This is a genomic window from Streptomyces sp. NPDC024698, from assembly GCF_055559015.1.
The window spans coordinates 1-15,677 of the sequence record NZ_JBVHLK010000021.1 but is presented as its reverse complement, the minus strand read 5'-3'; the positions used below and the strand labels follow the sequence as shown (position 1 = coordinate 15,677).

Annotated in this window: 14 protein-coding genes; 1 reads left to right on the top strand and 13 read right to left on the bottom strand. The window is 71.0% G+C overall.

The window, feature by feature from the left end; translation table 11 throughout:
- Positions 1-44: 44 nt before the first annotated feature.
- The 6 genes from carB to pyrR all read right to left on the bottom strand — a co-directional run bounded on the left by carB (position 45) and on the right by pyrR (position 8,019).
- Positions 45-3,353 carry a carbamoyl-phosphate synthase large subunit gene (gene carB, locus ACZ4AA_RS31350; RefSeq protein WP_467610217.1) on the bottom strand — a complete coding sequence of 1,103 codons (3,309 nt, stop codon included), beginning with the start codon at positions 3,351-3,353 and terminating at the stop codon, positions 45-47.
- Complete coding sequence (gene carA, locus ACZ4AA_RS31345) at positions 3,346-4,518, bottom strand: glutamine-hydrolyzing carbamoyl-phosphate synthase small subunit (protein ID WP_467610215.1); 1,173 nt, start codon at positions 4,516-4,518, stop codon at positions 3,346-3,348. Before carA ends, carB begins: the two co-directional genes overlap by 8 nt.
- Positions 4,515-5,081 carry a PH-like domain-containing protein gene (locus tag ACZ4AA_RS31340; protein ID WP_467610213.1) on the bottom strand — a complete coding sequence of 189 codons (567 nt, stop codon included), beginning with the start codon at positions 5,079-5,081 and terminating at the stop codon, positions 4,515-4,517. Before ACZ4AA_RS31340 ends, carA begins: the two co-directional genes overlap by 4 nt.
- On the bottom strand, positions 5,078-6,364 hold the full coding sequence (locus ACZ4AA_RS31335; RefSeq protein ID WP_467610211.1) for a dihydroorotase: 1,287 nt from the start codon (positions 6,362-6,364) through the stop codon (positions 5,078-5,080). Before ACZ4AA_RS31335 ends, ACZ4AA_RS31340 begins: the two co-directional genes overlap by 4 nt.
- Positions 6,365-6,368: 4 nt before the next feature.
- A complete protein-coding gene (locus ACZ4AA_RS31330) occupies positions 6,369-7,346 on the bottom strand; it encodes an aspartate carbamoyltransferase catalytic subunit (protein WP_467610209.1) in 978 nt (325 codons plus the stop codon).
- Between the two features lie 82 nt (positions 7,347-7,428).
- The gene (gene pyrR, locus ACZ4AA_RS31325; protein ID WP_467610207.1) at positions 7,429-8,019 is read right to left on the bottom strand and encodes a bifunctional pyr operon transcriptional regulator/uracil phosphoribosyltransferase PyrR; all 591 of its coding nucleotides are present in this window, start codon (positions 8,017-8,019) and stop codon (positions 7,429-7,431) included.
- Positions 8,020-8,264: 245 nt separating this feature from the next.
- On the opposite strand from pyrR, the gene bldD reads away from it, so the two are divergent.
- Complete coding sequence (gene bldD / locus ACZ4AA_RS31320; RefSeq protein WP_037621142.1) at positions 8,265-8,765, top strand: transcriptional regulator BldD; 501 nt, start codon at positions 8,265-8,267, stop codon at positions 8,763-8,765.
- Between the two features lie 194 nt (positions 8,766-8,959).
- Here bldD and nusB read toward each other — a convergent pair whose 3' ends face one another.
- From nusB to aroC, 7 genes are all read right to left on the bottom strand, one after another.
- Positions 8,960-9,394 carry a transcription antitermination factor NusB gene (nusB, locus tag ACZ4AA_RS31315; RefSeq protein ID WP_339128176.1) on the bottom strand — a complete coding sequence of 145 codons (435 nt, stop codon included), beginning with the start codon at positions 9,392-9,394 and terminating at the stop codon, positions 8,960-8,962.
- A 2-nt stretch (positions 9,395-9,396) separates the two neighbouring features.
- Positions 9,397-9,963 carry an elongation factor P gene (gene efp, locus ACZ4AA_RS31310; RefSeq protein WP_261702763.1) on the bottom strand — a complete coding sequence of 189 codons (567 nt, stop codon included), beginning with the start codon at positions 9,961-9,963 and terminating at the stop codon, positions 9,397-9,399.
- Between the two features lie 59 nt (positions 9,964-10,022).
- On the bottom strand, positions 10,023-11,126 hold the full coding sequence (locus ACZ4AA_RS31305) for an aminopeptidase P family protein (RefSeq protein WP_467610204.1): 1,104 nt from the start codon (positions 11,124-11,126) through the stop codon (positions 10,023-10,025).
- Between the two features lie 242 nt (positions 11,127-11,368).
- Positions 11,369-12,322 carry a Pro-rich N-terminal domain-containing protein gene (locus tag ACZ4AA_RS31300; RefSeq protein WP_467610202.1) on the bottom strand — a complete coding sequence of 318 codons (954 nt, stop codon included), beginning with the start codon at positions 12,320-12,322 and terminating at the stop codon, positions 11,369-11,371.
- A gap of 191 nt (positions 12,323-12,513) precedes the next feature.
- The gene (aroB, locus tag ACZ4AA_RS31295) at positions 12,514-13,605 is read right to left on the bottom strand and encodes a 3-dehydroquinate synthase (protein WP_467610200.1); all 1,092 of its coding nucleotides are present in this window, start codon (positions 13,603-13,605) and stop codon (positions 12,514-12,516) included.
- The gene (locus ACZ4AA_RS31290) at positions 13,602-14,084 is read right to left on the bottom strand and encodes a shikimate kinase (protein ID WP_467610450.1); all 483 of its coding nucleotides are present in this window, start codon (positions 14,082-14,084) and stop codon (positions 13,602-13,604) included. Before ACZ4AA_RS31290 ends, aroB begins: the two co-directional genes overlap by 4 nt.
- 29 nt (positions 14,085-14,113) lie before the next feature.
- Positions 14,114-15,298, bottom strand: a complete 1,185-nt coding sequence (aroC, locus tag ACZ4AA_RS31285) for a chorismate synthase (protein ID WP_467610198.1) — start codon at positions 15,296-15,298, stop codon at positions 14,114-14,116.
- Positions 15,299-15,677: the final 379 nt, after the last annotated feature.

The following is a 15,677-nucleotide window of genomic DNA, read 5'->3' as shown; positions in this document are numbered from 1 at the left end:
CATGAAGAGGGGGACACCGTTTTCCGGTGTCCCCCTCGGGGCTGCTAGTCGCGCGCCGCGATCAGATGCTCGGCGTGTTCCTGGAGCGAGCGCACGCCCACGTCTCCGTGGTTGAGCGCGTCGATGCCCTGGACGGCGGCGGCGAGCGCCTGCACCGTCGTGAGGCACGGGACCGAGCGGGCCACGGCCGCCGTGCGGATCTCGTAGCCGTCGAGGCGGCCGCCGGTGCCGTACGGCGTGTTGACGATGAGGTCGACCTCGCCGTCGTGGATGAGCTGGACGATGGTCTTCTCGCCGTTCGGGCCCTCGCCCTCGCTCTGCTTGCGCACGATCGTGGCGTTGATGCCGTTGCGCTTGAGCACCTCGGCCGTCCCGGAGGTGGCCATCAGCTCGAAGCCGTGGGCGACGAGTTCACGCGCGGGGAAGATCATCGAGCGCTTGTCGCGGTTGGCGACCGAGATGAAGGCGCGGCCCTTGGTGGGCAGCGGGCCGTACGCGCCCGCCTGCGACTTGGCGTACGCCGTGCCGAAGACGGAGTCGATACCCATGACCTCGCCGGTGGAGCGCATCTCCGGGCCGAGCACCGTGTCGACGCCGCGGCCGTGGATGTCGCGGAAGCGCGACCACGGCATGACGGCCTCCTTGACCGAGATCGGCGCGTCGAGCGGCAGGGTGCCGCCGTCGCCGTTCGCGGGGAGCAGGCCCTCGGCGCGGAGCTCGGCGACGGTCGCGCCCAGCGAGATGCGGGCGGCGGCCTTCGCGAGCGGCACCGCGGTCGCCTTCGAGGTGAAGGGGACGGTGCGCGAGGCGCGCGGGTTGGCTTCGAGGACGTAGAGGATGTCCCCGGCCATCGCGAACTGGATGTTGATCAGGCCGCGGACGCCGACGCCCTTGGCGATGGCCTCCGTCGAGGCGCGCAGCCGCTTGATGTCGAAGCCGCCGAGGGTGATCGGGGGCAGGGCGCACGCCGAGTCGCCGGAGTGGATGCCGGCCTCCTCGATGTGCTCCATGACGCCGCCGAGGTAGAGCTCCTCGCCGTCGTAGAGCGCGTCGACGTCGATCTCGATCGCGTCGTCGAGGAAGCGGTCGACCAGGACCGGCCGGGAGGGGCTGATCTCGGTCGACTCGGCGATGTAGGAGGACAGCCGGGTCTCGTCGTAGACGATCTCCATGCCGCGTCCGCCGAGGACGTACGAGGGGCGGACCAGGACGGGGTAGCCGATCTCGTCGGCGATGGCCTTGGCCTCGGCGAAGGTGGTGGCGGTGCCGTGCTTGGGGGCCGGCAGACCGGCCTCGGCGAGGACCCGTCCGAAGGCGCCGCGGTCCTCGGCGGCGTGGATCGCCTCGGGCGGGGTGCCCACCACCGGTACGCCGTTGTCCTTGAGCGCCTGCGCGAGGCCGAGCGGGGTCTGGCCGCCGAGCTGCACGATGACACCGGCGATCGGGCCGGCCAGCGACTCCGCGTGCACGATCTCCAGCACGTCCTCCAGCGTCAGCGGCTCGAAGTACAGGCGGTCGGAGGTGTCGTAGTCCGTGGAGACGGTCTCGGGGTTGCAGTTGACCATCACGGTCTCGTAGCCCGCGTCGCTGAGCGCGAAGGAGGCGTGGACGCAGGAGTAGTCGAACTCGATGCCCTGGCCGATGCGGTTGGGGCCCGAGCCCAGGATGATCACCGCGGGCTTCTCGCGCGGGGCGACCTCGCTCTCCTCGTCGTAGGAGGAGTAGAAGTACGGCGTCTTCGCCGCGAACTCGGCGGCGCAGGTGTCGACCGTCTTGTAGACCGGGCGCACGCCCAGCGCGTGCCGCACCTCGCGGACGACGTCCTCGCGCAGCCCGCGGATCTCGGCGATCTGGGCGTCGGAGAAGCCGTGCCGCTTGGCCTCGGCGAGCAGCTCGGGGTAGAGCTTGTCGGCGGCGGCCAGCTCGTCGGCGATCTCCTTGATCAGGAAGAGCTGGTCGACGAACCACGGGTCGATCTTCGTGAACGCGAAGATCTCCTCGGGTGTGGCGCCGGCGCGGATGGCCTGCATGACGGAGTTGATCCGGCCGTCAGTGGGGCGCACGGCCTCGCGCAGCAGCTCGGCCTTGTCACCGGGTTCACCCACGAAGGTAAACTGGCTGCCCTTCTTCTCCAGCGAGCGCAGCGCCTTCTGGAGCGCCTCGGTGAAGTTGCGGCCGATCGCCATGGCCTCGCCGACCGACTTCATGGTGGTCGTGAGGGTGGAGTCGGCGGAGGGGAACTTCTCGAAGGCGAAGCGCGGGGCCTTGACGACGACGTAGTCGAGGGTCGGCTCGAAGGAGGCCGGGGTCTTCTCGGTGATGTCGTTCGGGATCTCGTCGAGCGTGTAGCCGACGGCGAGCTTGGCCGCGATCTTGGCGATGGGGAAGCCGGTCGCCTTGGAGGCGAGCGCCGAGGACCGTGAGACGCGCGGGTTCATCTCGATGACGATGACGCGGCCGTCGTCGGGGTTGATCGCGAACTGGATGTTGCAGCCGCCGGTGTCGACGCCGACCTCGCGGATGATCGCGATGCCGATGTCGCGCAGCCGCTGGTACTCGCGGTCGGTCAGCGTCATGGCCGGGGCGACCGTGATGGAGTCGCCGGTGTGGACGCCCATCGGGTCGAAGTTCTCGATGGAACAGACGACCACGACGTTGTCGTTCTTGTCGCGCATCAGCTCCAGCTCGTACTCCTTCCAGCCGAGGATGGACTCCTCCAGGAGCACCTCGGTGGTCGGGGAGAGCGTGAGGCCCTGGCCGGCGATGCGCCGCAGCTCCTCCTCGTCGTGCGCGAAGCCGGAGCCGGCGCCGCCCATGGTGAAGGAGGGGCGCACGACGACGGGGTAGCCGCCGAGCGTGTCGACGCCCGCGATCACGTCGTCCATGGAGTGGCAGATCACGGACCGGGCGGACTCGCCGTGGCCGATCTTCTCGCGGACGGCCTCGACGACACCCTTGAAGAGCTCGCGGTCCTCGCCCTTGTTGATGGCCTCGACGTTGGCGCCGATCAGTTCGACGCCGTACTTCTCCAGCACACCCTGCTCGTGCATGGAGATCGCGGTGTTCAGGGCCGTCTGGCCGCCGAGGGTCGGCAGCAGGACGTCGGGGCGCTCCTTGGCGATGATCTTCTCGACGAACTCGGGGGTGATCGGCTCGACGTAGGTGGCGTCGGCGATCTCCGGGTCGGTCATGATCGTCGCCGGGTTGGAGTTGACGAGGATGACCCGCAGCCCCTCGGCGCGCAGGACGCGGCACGCCTGGGTGCCGGAGTAGTCGAACTCGGCGGCCTGGCCGATGACGATCGGGCCGGAGCCGATGACCAGGACGGACTGGATATCGGTGCGCTTAGGCACGCTGGCCCTCCATCGGGACTGTTTCCATCAAAGACGTGAAGCGGTCGAACAGGTAGGCCGCGTCGTGCGGCCCCGCCGCCGCTTCGGGGTGGTACTGGACGCTGAAGGCCGGCTGGTCGAGCAGCTGGAGGCCCTCCACCACGTTGTCGTTGAGGCAGACGTGGGAGACCTCGACGCGGCCGAAGGGAGTCTGGGAGACCTCGTCGAGCGGGGCGTCGACGGCGAAGCCGTGGTTGTGCGCGGTGACCTCGACCTTGCCGGTCGTACGGTCCTGCACGGGCTGGTTGATGCCGCGGTGGCCGTACTTGAGCTTGTACGTGCCGAAGCCGAGCGCGCGGCCGAGGATCTGGTTGCCGAAGCAGATGCCGAACAGAGGCGTCCTGCGGGCGAGGACCTCTCTCATCACGGCGACGGGACCGTCGGCGGTGGCCGGGTCACCGGGGCCGTTGGAGAAGAAGACGCCGTCCGGGTTCACGGCGTAGACGTCCTCGGCGGTGGCCGTCGCGGGCAGCACGTGCACCTCGATGCCGCGTTCGGCCATCCGGTGCGGGGTCATGCCCTTGATGCCCAGGTCGACGGCGGCGACGGTGAACCTCTTCGTGCCGATCGCGGGGACGACGTACGTCTCCTTGGTGGCGACCTCGGCGGAGAGGTTCGCGCCCGTCATCTCGGGCGCCTGGCGCACCTGGGCGAGCATGGTGCCCTCGTCGGGCAGCGCGTTGCCGGAGAAGATGCCGACGCGCATGGCGCCGCGCTCACGCAGATGGCGGGTGAGGGCGCGGGTGTCGATACCGCTGATCCCGACGACGCCCTGGGTGCGCAGTTCGTCGTCCAGGGAACGCCGCGAGCGCCAGTTGGAGGGGACGCGCGCGGGGTCGCGGACCACGTATCCGGCGACCCAGATCCGCTGCGACTCGGGGTCCTCGTCGTTGACGCCGGTGTTGCCGACGTGCGGGGCGGTCATCACCACGACCTGGCGGTGGTAGGACGGGTCGGTGAGGGTCTCCTGGTAGCCGGTCATGCCGGTGGAGAACACCGCTTCGCCGAAGGTCTCCCCCACGGCCCCGTAGGACCGGCCGCGGAAGACGCGGCCGTCCTCCAGGACGAGTACGGCGGGAAGCGCCTTCTGCCTCTGCGAGGCGTTCCCCTGAGTGGAGGTCGTCATCGTGCGCCTTCCGTTTCCGTCTTGTTGATCATGTCGTTCAGGGTGTCGGCCCATTCGTTGTGCTCGGCCGCGCGGTCCGAGCGGAATCCGGAGTCGAGGAGCCTGTCGCCGTGCGCCCAGGTGACGACCAGGAGTCCGCCCTCGGTGAGGACCTTGCCCGCGATGCCCTTGTCGAGCCGAGCCTCGCGCAGCTGCGAGGCCGGGATGAAGAAGTCCTCCGCTCCGGGGCGTACGACGTCGAGACCCGCGTCCGTCAGGGTGAGCTCGACCCGGCTGCGGGTGCCCAGGCCGTGCGCCACGATGCGGTCGAGCCACTGCCCGGCGGTGGTGGAGCCGTGGTAGCGGCCGCTCATGCTCAGTCTCGCCGGGCCAAGCTCTTCCGGCGCGTCAGGCAGCTCCGGCAGGTCGCCCTGGAGGGTGCCCCGCCACTTCCAGCCCTCGCGCATCAGCCAGTAGACGAGCGCGACGAACAGGGCGAGGCCGACGAGCCAGCCGATCCGGGCGGACCAGTCGGTCACTTCCGCGGACTTCTGCGCGGCGGCGATGGAGAGGTGAGGTGTCACGCGAGCTTCCCGTCGACGAGGGTGGCCTTGCCCCGCAGCCAGGTGTGGGTGACCCGGCCCGGCAGCTCACGGCCCTCGTAGGGGGTGTTGCGGCTGCGCGAGGCGAAGCCAGCGGGGTCCACGGTCCCACGGTATGCCGTGTCGACGAGCGTGAGGTTGGCGGGCTCACCTGCCGAGACGGGACGTCCGTGGCCGGTGGCCCGGCCGATCGCGGCGGGCCTGACGGACATGCGGTCGGCGACGCCGGCCCAGTCGAGGAGTCCGGTCTCGACCATCGTCTGCTGGACGACGGACAGCGCGGTCTCCAGACCGACCATGCCCATCGCCGCGGCGGCCCACTCGCAGTCCTTGTCCTCGTGCGGGTGCGGCGCGTGGTCGGTGGCGACGATGTCGATCGTGCCGTCGGCCAGCGCCTCGCGCAGCGCCAGGACGTCGCGCTCGGTGCGCAGCGGCGGGTTGACCTTGTAGACCGGGTTGTACGAGCGCACCAGCTCGTCGGTCAGGAGCAGGTGGTGCGGGGTGACCTCGGCGGTGACGTCGATGCCGCGGGACTTGGCCCAGCGGACGATCTCGACGGACCCGGCGGTCGACAGGTGGCAGATGTGGACGCGGGAGCCGACGTGCTCGGCGAGCAGGACGTCCCGGGCGATGATCGATTCCTCGGCCACCGCGGGCCAGCCGCCGAGCCCGAGTTCGGCGGAGACGACGCCCTCGTTCATCTGGGCGCCCTCGGTGAGGCGGGGCTCCTGGGCGTGCTGGGCGACGACGCCGCCGAAGGCCTTCACGTACTCCAGCGCGCGGCGCATGATCACCGCGTCGTCCACGCACTTGCCGTCGTCGGAGAAGACCGTGACGCCCGCGGCGGACTCGTGCATGGCGCCGAGCTCGGCGAGCTTCTTGCCCTCCAGGCCGACGGTGACGGCGCCGATGGGCTGCACGTCGCAGTAGCCGTGCTCCTGGCCGAGCCGGTAGACCTGCTCGACCACGCCGGCGGTGTCGGCGACCGGGAAGGTGTTGGCCATGGCGAACACGGCCGTGAAGCCGCCGCTCGCGGCCGCCCGGGTGCCGGTCAGGACGGTCTCGGAGTCCTCGCGGCCCGGCTCGCGCAGATGCGTGTGCAGGTCGACCAGGCCCGGCAGCAGCACCTTGCCGTCGGCCTCCACGACCTCGGCGCCCTCTGCGGACAGGCCGGTGCCGACGGCCTCGACGACCTCGCCGTCGATCAGGACGTCCTGCGGCTCGCCGCCGAGCACCCGCGCACCACGGATAAGGATCTTGCTCATGGTCTTACTTCTCCTCGGTACGGGTGTGGGTGACGGCGGGCTCGTTGCCGCCCAGGAGCAGGTACAGGACGGCCATGCGGATGGAGACACCGTTGGCGACCTGCTCCACGACGGTGCAGCGCTCGGAGTCGGCGACCTCGGCGGTGATCTCCATGCCGCGGACCATCGGGCCGGGGTGCATCACGATGGCGTGCTCCGGCATTTTCGCCATGCGCTGGCCGTCGAGACCGTAGCGACGCGAGTACTCGCGCTCGGTCGGGAAGAACGCCGCGTTCATCCGCTCGCGCTGCACGCGCAGCATCATCACGGCGTCGGACTTGGAGAGGGTGCTGTCGAGGTCGTAGGAGATCTCGCAGGGCCAGCTCTCCACGCCGACCGGCACCAGGGTGGGCGGGGCGACGAGGGTGACCTCGGCGCCGAGGGTGTGCAGCAGGTCGACGTTGGAGCGGGCGACGCGGCTGTGCAGGACGTCGCCGACGATCGTGATGCGCTTGCCGGACAGGTCCTGGCCGATCCCGGCGTCCCGGCCGACGAGCCGGCGGCGCATGGTGAAGGCGTCCAGCAGGGCCTGCGTGGGGTGCTGGTGGGTGCCGTCGCCCGCGTTGATCACGACGGCGTCGATCCAGCCGGAGGTGGCGAGGCGGTAGGGGGCTCCCGAGGCACCGTGCCGGATGACGACGGCGTCGACGCCCATGGCCTCCAGGGTCTGGGCGGTGTCCTTGAGGGACTCGCCCTTGGAGACGCTCGACCCCTTGGCGGTGAAGTTGATGACGTCCGCCGACAGGCGCTTCTCGGCGGCCTCGAAGGAGATCCGGGTCCGGGTCGAGTCCTCGAAGAAGAGGTTGACGACGGTGCGGCCGCGCAGGGTCGGCAGTTTCTTGATCGGCCGGTCGGCGACCCGGGCCATCTCCTCGGCGGTGTCGAGGATCAGGACGGCGTCGTCGCGGGTGAGGTCGGCGGCCGAGATGAGATGACGCTGCATCTGTCAGGCTCCGTAAGGGAATTCAGGGAGGATTCGGGCATGCGGGCGCGCGGGGGCGCACTGCGCGGCGTGAGCCGGAGTGCTACCGGGGCTCGCCCGTGGAGGTCCGCTTGGCACCGAGCAGCACGGTGTCGCGACCGTCCTCCTCGGCGAGCTGGACCTTGACCGTCTCCCGCAACGACGTGGGGAGGTTCTTGCCGACGTAGTCGGCGCGGATGGGCAGTTCGCGGTGGCCCCGGTCGACGAGGACGGCGAGCTGCACGGCGCGCGGCCGGCCGATGTCGTTCAGCGCGTCGAGCGCGGCGCGGATGGTGCGGCCGGAGAAGAGCACGTCGTCGACGAGGACGACGAGGCGGCCGTCGAGGCCGTCACCGGGGATCTCGGTGCGGGCCAGCGCGCGCGGCGGGTGCATGCGCAGGTCGTCGCGGTACATCGTGATGTCGAGGGATCCGACCGGGATCTTGCGGTCGGTGATCTCTTCGAGCTTGTCGGCCAGCCTGCGGGCCAGGAAGACACCCCGGGTCGGAATGCCGAGGAGTACCACGTCGTCGGCGCCCTTGGCGCGTTCGACGATCTCGTGCGCGATGCGGGTCAGCACCCGGGCGATGTCGGGCGCCTCCAGTACGGGACGCGCGTCGGCTGCTTCGTGCTGCTTGTCGTGCTCGGTGTCCATGGGAAACGGACCTCCTTCTCCGCCTCACGGGACGGATCATTAAAGGACGTCGGATTTGCGCCATCAACGGTACCAGCCCGGCAACGCTGCTGATCACATCGGTTTGAGCCACCCCTGGTGACACCCGCCCGGGGGCCGGTCGAAAATCCTTCGGCTTGACGGGGGAGAGTAACGCTGCGTAACCTCACAGTGAGTCACCAGCCGCGCGGCGGAGCCGCACGTTGATACAGCGTCCGGGGAGCTATATGTCCAGCGAATACGCCAAACAGCTCGGGGCCAAGCTCCGCGCCATCCGCACCCAGCAGGGCCTTTCCCTCCATGGCGTGGAAGAGAAGTCGCAGGGCCGCTGGAAGGCGGTCGTGGTCGGTTCGTACGAGCGCGGGGACCGCGCCGTCACCGTGCAGCGTCTCGCCGAGCTGGCGGACTTCTACGGAGTGCCGGTCCAGGAGCTGCTTCCCGGCACCACGCCGGGCGGGGCCGCCGAGCCGCCGCCGAAGCTGGTCCTCGACCTGGAGCGGCTGGCGCACGTGCCGGCCGAGAAGGCGGGCCCGCTCCAGCGCTACGCGGCGACGATCCAGTCCCAGCGCGGCGACTACAACGGCAAGGTGCTGTCGATCCGCCAGGACGACCTGCGCACTCTCGCCGTGATCTACGACCAGTCCCCCTCGGTCCTCACCGAGCAGCTGATCAGCTGGGGTGTCCTGGACGCGGACGCGCGCCGCGCGGTCGCCCACGACGAGGGCTGAATCTCCTAGGGACAGCTCAGCAGAAACGTGCCGCCGGGGTGGCCGGAACCTGATGGTTCCGGCCACCCCGGCGGCCGTCTGCGGGCCTGGGACGTCTTCCGGGTACAGGAACGCCGGAGGGCCCGCAGCGAACACGCTGCGGGCCCTCCGGCGTTCCGTACGCCCCCTCGGGGCCGTACGGCTCTGGCTGTCGGTCAGTCCTCGTCACGGCGGAGCGAGGGCTTCAGGTCCTTCAGCCGGCCCAGCAGGCCGTTCACGAACGAGGGCGACTCGTCCGTGGAGAACTCCTTCGCCAGCTGTACCGCCTCGTCGAGCACCACGGCGTCCGGGGTCTCGTCGACCCAGATCAGCTCGTAGGCACCGAGGCGCAGGATGTTGCGGTCGACGACCGGCATCCTGTCCAGCGTCCAGCCGACGGAGTACTGCGCGATGAGGTCGTCGATGCGCCGCGCCTTGACGGCGTAGCCCTCGACGAGCTCCATCGTGTATTCGCTGACCGGGGGCTGCCGGGTGTCGGACCGGGAGTGCCGGATCCAGTCCGCGAGAACCGTCAGGACGTCCACACCGCGCTGGTCGCCCTCGAAGAGGATCTGGAAGGCGCGCTTGCGGGCCGTGTTGCGGGCAGCCACGGTTAGCTGTTCACCCGGCCGAGGTAGTCGCTGGTGCGGGTGTCGACCTTGATCTTCTCACCGGTGGTGATGAAGAGCGGGACCTGGATCTGGTGACCGGTCTCCAGGGTGGCGGGCTTGGTGCCACCGGTGGAGCGGTCGCCCTGGACGCCCGGCTCGGTCTCCTGGATGACCAGCTCGACGGCGGCCGGCAGCTCGACGAAGAGCACCTCGCCCTCGTGCTGGGCGACGCTGGCCGTGAAGCCCTCGATCAGGAAGTTGGCGGCGTCGGCGACGGCCTTGCGGTCGACCATCAGCTGGTCGTACGTCTCCATGTCCATGAAGACGAAGTACTCGCCGTCCATGTAGGAGAACTGCATGTCGCGCTTGTCGATCGTGGCCGTCTCGACCTTGACGCCGGCGTTGAACGTCTTGTCGACGACCTTGCCGGAGAGCACGTTCTTCAGCTTGGTGCGCACGAAGGCCGGGCCCTTGCCGGGCTTGACGTGCTGGAACTCGACGACGGACCAGAGCTGGCCTCCGTCGAGCTTGAGCACCAGGCCGTTCTTGAGGTCGTTCGTGGAAGCCACGGTTGCGGAATCTCCTGGACTGACGTGGACGACCCCGGCGCTCGCGCGCAGCTCTGAAGCTAGAGCGCGAGCAGTTCCTTGGTCGTGATGGTGAGTAGCTCGGGTCCGCCGTCCGCCTCAGGGCGTACGACGAGCGTGTCATCGATCCTGACACCGCCCCGGCCCGGAAGGTGGACCCCCGGTTCGACGGTGACCGGCACGCAAGCGTCCAGTTTACCCATGGCCGCGGGGGCAAGCTGCGGGTCCTCGTCGATTTCGAGCCCGACGCCGTGCCCCGTCAGGGGCGGAAGGCCTTCGGTATGGCCGCCGGAGGCCAGTACCTGGCGGGCCGCGCGGTCCACGTCCCGGTAGGCGGCGCCGGGTGCCAGGGCCTCCCGTCCGGCGCGCTGGGCGGCGAAGACGAGGTCGTAGAGCTCGATCTGCCAGTCGGCCGGCGAGGTGCCGATCACGAAGGTACGACCGATCTCACACCGGTAGCCGCGGTAGGTCGCGCCGAGACACACCGAGAGGAAATCACCCTCCTCGACACGCCGGTCGGTGGGCCGGTGACTCCGTCGTCCGGAGTTCGGGCCGGTGCCCACCGAGGTCGCGAAGGCCGGTCCGTCCGCGCCGTGGTCGACCAGCCGGCGCTCCAGTTCCAGGGCCAGATGGCGTTCGGTGCGGCCGACGAGGATCGATTCGAGGAGTTCGCCTAGGGCCTGGTCGGCGATCTCGGCGCCGATCCGCAGTGCGGAGATCTCCTCCTCGTCCTTGATCACGCGCAGCTGTTCCACCGCGCCGCCCAGGTCGGCCAGGCGCAGCCGCGGCGCGACCGAACCGAGGGCGCGGTGGCGGGTCACGGTCAGATGGTGTTCCTCGACCGCGAGGGACTCGGCGCCCTGGCCGGCCGCGAGTCCGGCGGCGGCGACGGCCGGATCACCTCCGGCGGGCAGCACCCGGATGTCCAGCGCCTCGTCGGGGCGCCCCTCCGCGGGTTCGCCGGACGGCGGGCCGCCGCACAGCAGCAGGTCCTCGTCGGCGCCGAGCAGGAGCACCGCGCCGAGCGGCGCGGCGCCGGCGAGATACCTCACGTTGGCGGGACGGGTGACGAGCGCCGCCGCGCTGCCGCCCGCCGTACTGCGCTCCCGGAGCCGCTCTCTGCGGGTCGCGTACACCTCTGGCATGCACCGAGCCTACGAGCGCTCGGCCGATGCCGCCGGTCCAGAGGGCCGGACGGGTACTCCCGCGCCCACGGGGCCGGATACGCGGCTCCCCCGACGCCCGGCCCGGACGGGCCCGCACCGGCGGGACCCCGGCCGTCCACGGCGTCGCCCCCGTACAGCCGGAGCCCCGGGCCGCGCGCGGAGCCGATCCGGTCGCTCGGTGCCGGGGCGGTGGTCTCAGAGGCGTGACGGGGTAAGCGACCTCACCACTGCGGTGGGCTGGCGATCGAGCGGGCCAGGACGTCGTCCAGGACACGGGCCGTGGCCGCCACGTCGAGCTGGGAGTTGTCGATGATCGGGAGCCCGGAGCCGTACCAGCCCGCCATGCGGCCGTGGATCCGCGCGACCTCCTCGTCACTGAGCCTGCGGTTGCCCGAGCGCTCCGCGTTGCGCTCCAGGACGACCTCAAGGCCCGGCAGGAGCACGACCGGCAGCAGCCCGGGGCCCACGTGCCGCTTCCAGCCGCCGAGGCCGACGACCGGCCGGTCGGGGAAGACGGCGTCGTCGAGGATGCACGAGATGCCGTTGGCCAGGAAGTTGCGGGCGGCGAAGCCGCAGGTGCGGCGAGCGAGACGGTACTGCGCCTCGGAATGGTCGTTCCACCCCGACTGCGGGTCGGCGAAGCCCGAGCGCACCCATTCGCGTACGTCGTCGAGGCTGATGTGGGCCGTGGGCACCCGTCGGTGATCCGCCCAGTACTTGGCGACGCTGGTCTTCCCGGCGCCCGCGGGGCCGATGAGCAGGACCGCGAGCGTGGTCGCCGCCGGGTCGGGCGCGCCCGTGGCGGCCTGCAGGCTCGGCATGGCCACCGAGACGCCCGGGGGCAGTCGCACATGGCCGGTGCTGTCCGGCGCGGACGGATGCGGCGGAGGCTGGGCCGACGGGTACTGAGGATGCTGCGGAGGGTGCGCCGACGGGTGCTGGGGATGCTGCACCGCCGGGTGCTGCGGAGGCTGCTGGGGCATCTGCTGCGGCGGCAGATGATGCTGCGGCGCCTGGGCGGGCGGGGCTCCGGGAGGCACCGGCGCTCCGGCGAAGCCCGGCGCGGGCGCGGAGCCCTGCTGCCCCGGGTACGGTCCGGCCGGCGGCCATCCGGCGGCCGGCCCTTGCCCCGGCTGGTGGGGCGGCGGCAGCGGAGCCCCCACTGCGTGCTGCATCCGGTGCCACTCCGTCTCGTACAGGCGATGTGCGCTGGTGGACGGGACCCGGTCCCGTCGCTACCGAACGGTACCTTCCCCGGCCGTCGTTGTGTGAACGGCCGGGGACCGTGCGAAGTGCCCGGGAAGGAGAGGCAAAACGGGCTGAGCAGGTGTCCTTCGGACCATAAGGCCCGGCGGCACGCGGCCGGTTACTCGCCGACCTCGCCGTAGGCCGCGAGCAGGACGGCCGGATCCGGGCCCTCCAGGACGGTCGGCTTGGCCAGTCCGTCGAGGACGATGAAGCGCAGCAGGTCGCCGCGGGACTTCTTGTCGACCTTCATGTTCTCCACGAGCTTCGGCCACTGGTCGTAGCGGTAGCTGAGCGGGAGACCGACGGACTCCAGGATCGTGCGGTGCCTGTCGGCGGTCGCGTCGTCCAACCGGCCCGCGAGGCGGCCGAGTTCGGCGGCGAAGTGCATGCCGACGGAGACGGCGGCGCCGTGCCGCCACTTGTAGCGCTCGTTCTTCTCGATGGCGTGGGCCAGCGTGTGGCCGTAGTTGAGGATCTCGCGCAGCCCCGACTCCTTGAGGTCGCCGGAGACGACCTCGGCCTTGACCTTGATGGAGCGCTCGATCAGCTCGGCGGTGTGCGGGCCCGCGGGTGTCCGGGCCGCCTCGGGGTCGGACTCGATGAGTTCCAGGATCGCCGGGTCGGCGATGAAGCCGGCCTTGATGATCTCCGCGAGCCCGGAGACGTAGTCGTTGACCGGCAGCGAGTCGAGCGCGGCCAGGTCGCAGAGCACGCCCGCGGGCGGGTGGAAGGCGCCGACGAGGTTCTTGCCCTCGGCGGTGTTGATGCCGGTCTTGCCGCCGACCGCCGCGTCGACCATGGCGAGCACGGTGGTGGGGACGGCGATCCAGCGGACCCCGCGCAGCCAGGTCGCCGCCACGAAACCGGCGAGGTCCGTGGTGGCGCCTCCGCCGACGCCGACGACGACGTCGGTGCGGGTGAATCCGGACTGGCCCAGCGCCTTCCAGCAGTAGGCCGCGACCTCGGCGGTCTTGGCCTCCTCGGCGTTGGGCACCTGGATGGCGACCGTCTCGAAGCCCTGCTCCGCCAGGTCGGCGCGGAGCGCCTCACCGGTGTCGGCGAGCGCCTCGGGGTGGATCACGGCGACCCGCTTGGCCTTGCCGCCGATCAAGGCGCCGAGCTCACCGAGGAGCTGACGGCCGATCAGGACCTCGTAGGGGTCGGTGCCCGCACTGCCGCCGACCTGGACGCGGGTCACTGCCTCGCTCATGCTTCCTTCAACTCCAGTGCGTCGAGGACCTCTTGGGCGACCTCTTGGGGGGTGCGTCCGTCGGTCGCCACGACCGCGCGGGCGACTTCGGTGTACAGGTGGCGACGTGCCTCCATCAGCTCGCGCCACTGCTTGCGGGGGTTGACGGCGAGCAGCGGACGGGCCACGTTCAGGCCGGTGCGCTGGACCGCCTCCTCCACCTCCATGGAGAGGTAGACGACCTGGTGCCCGGCGAGCAGCGCGCGGGTGTCCGCGTCGAGGACCGTGCCGCCGCCCAGCGCCAGCACGCCGTCGTGTCCGGCGAGCGCCTCGCCCACCGCCCGCTTCTCGATCGCGCGGAACGCGGGCTCGCCCTCGTCGACGAAGATGTCGGCGATGCTGCGGCCCTCGGCGGCCACGATGTCCTCGTCCGTGTCCCGGAAGGCGCAGCCGAGCCGCTCCGCGACGAGCGCGCCCACCGTGGACTTGCCGACTCCCATGGGACCGACCAGGACCAGCCGTGGGGCGGTCACCGGATGGCCAGGTTCTCGAGGTAGGACCGGATGTTGCGGCGGGTCTCGGTGACCGAGTCGCCGCCGAACTTCTCGGCCACCGCGTCCGCGAGGACGAGGGCGACCATGGCCTCGGCGACGATGCCCGCGGCCGGGACGGCGGAGACGTCGGAGCGCTGGTGGTGGGCCTTGGCGGCCTCGCCGGTGGCGACGTCGACGGTGGCCAGCGCGCGCGGCACGGTGGCGATCGGCTTCATCGCGGCGCGGACGCGCAGCAGTTCGCCGGTGGTCAGACCGCCCTCGGTGCCGCCGGCGCGGCCCGACGTCCGCCTGATGCCCTCGGGCGTGTTGACGATCTCGTCGTGGGCCTGGGAGCCGGGCACCCGGGCCAGTTCGAAGCCGTCGCCGATCTCGACGCCCTTGATCGCCTGGATGCCCATCAGGGCACCGGCGAGACGGGCGTCCAGCTTGCGGTCCCAGTGCACGTGCGAGCCGAGGCCCACCGGTACGCCGTACGCGAGCACCTCGACGACACCGCCGAGCGTGTCGCCGTCCTTGTGGGCCTGGTCGACCTCCGCGACCATCGCCTTCGAGGTGTCGGCGTCCAGGCAGCGCAGCGGGTCGGCGTCGAGCTTCTCGACGTCGGCCGGGGTGGGGTAGTTGCCCTGCGGGGCCTTCACGGAGCAGAGCTCGACGACGTGCGAGACGATCTCGATCCCGGCCGTCTCCTTGAGGTACGAGCGGGCGACGGCGCCGAGCGCCACGCGGGCCGCGGTCTCGCGGGCGGAGGCGCGCTCCAGGATCGGGCGGGCCTCGTCGAAGCCGTACTTCTGCATGCCGGCGAGGTCGGCGTGGCCGGGCCGCGGGCGGGTCAGCGGGGCGTTGCGGGCGAGTTCGGCGAGGATCTGGGGGTCGACCGGGTCGGCCGCCATGACCTGGTCCCACTTGGGCCATTCGGTGTTGCCGACCATGATCGCGACCGGGGAGCCGATGGAGAGGCCGTGCCGTACGCCGCCGAGGAAGGTGACCTCGTCACGCTCGAACTTCATCCGGGCACCGCGTCCATAGCCCAGGCGCCGCCGGGCGAGGTGGTCCGCCACTATCTCCGTGGTGATCGGGACGCCGGCGGGAAGGCCCTCCAGCGTCGCGACGAGTGCGGGACCGTGGGACTCCCCCGCGGTCAGCCAGCGCAACCTGCTCAACGGTGCTCCTCATGCTCGCGCCCTGTGGTGCTGCTGCGTACACGCGTCCTCGCGTACGGCGACGGCGCGACCGGGTGCGTGGCCCTGGCCCGCCATGTCCGATCCTCCCACGTCCGGGTGCGGGAACCGGCCGGAGGTCCATCAAGCGGACGCGTCCGGCCGGGTCGCGGGACCGCGCGGACGCCGCGGACGCCCCACCGGGACACGCCGCGGCGGGCCGCCGAGGCACCTGGGGCGCGTCCGACGATTCCCGTCCGTCCGGCGGACGCCACGCACGCCCTAGCTGTATTGATCACGAGCGTTGTTGACACTGGCGGGTCTTGAACATGGCGAAGACCTCCGATGTGGTGGAGCTGTCTAGGACTGCACCGCACGGAGG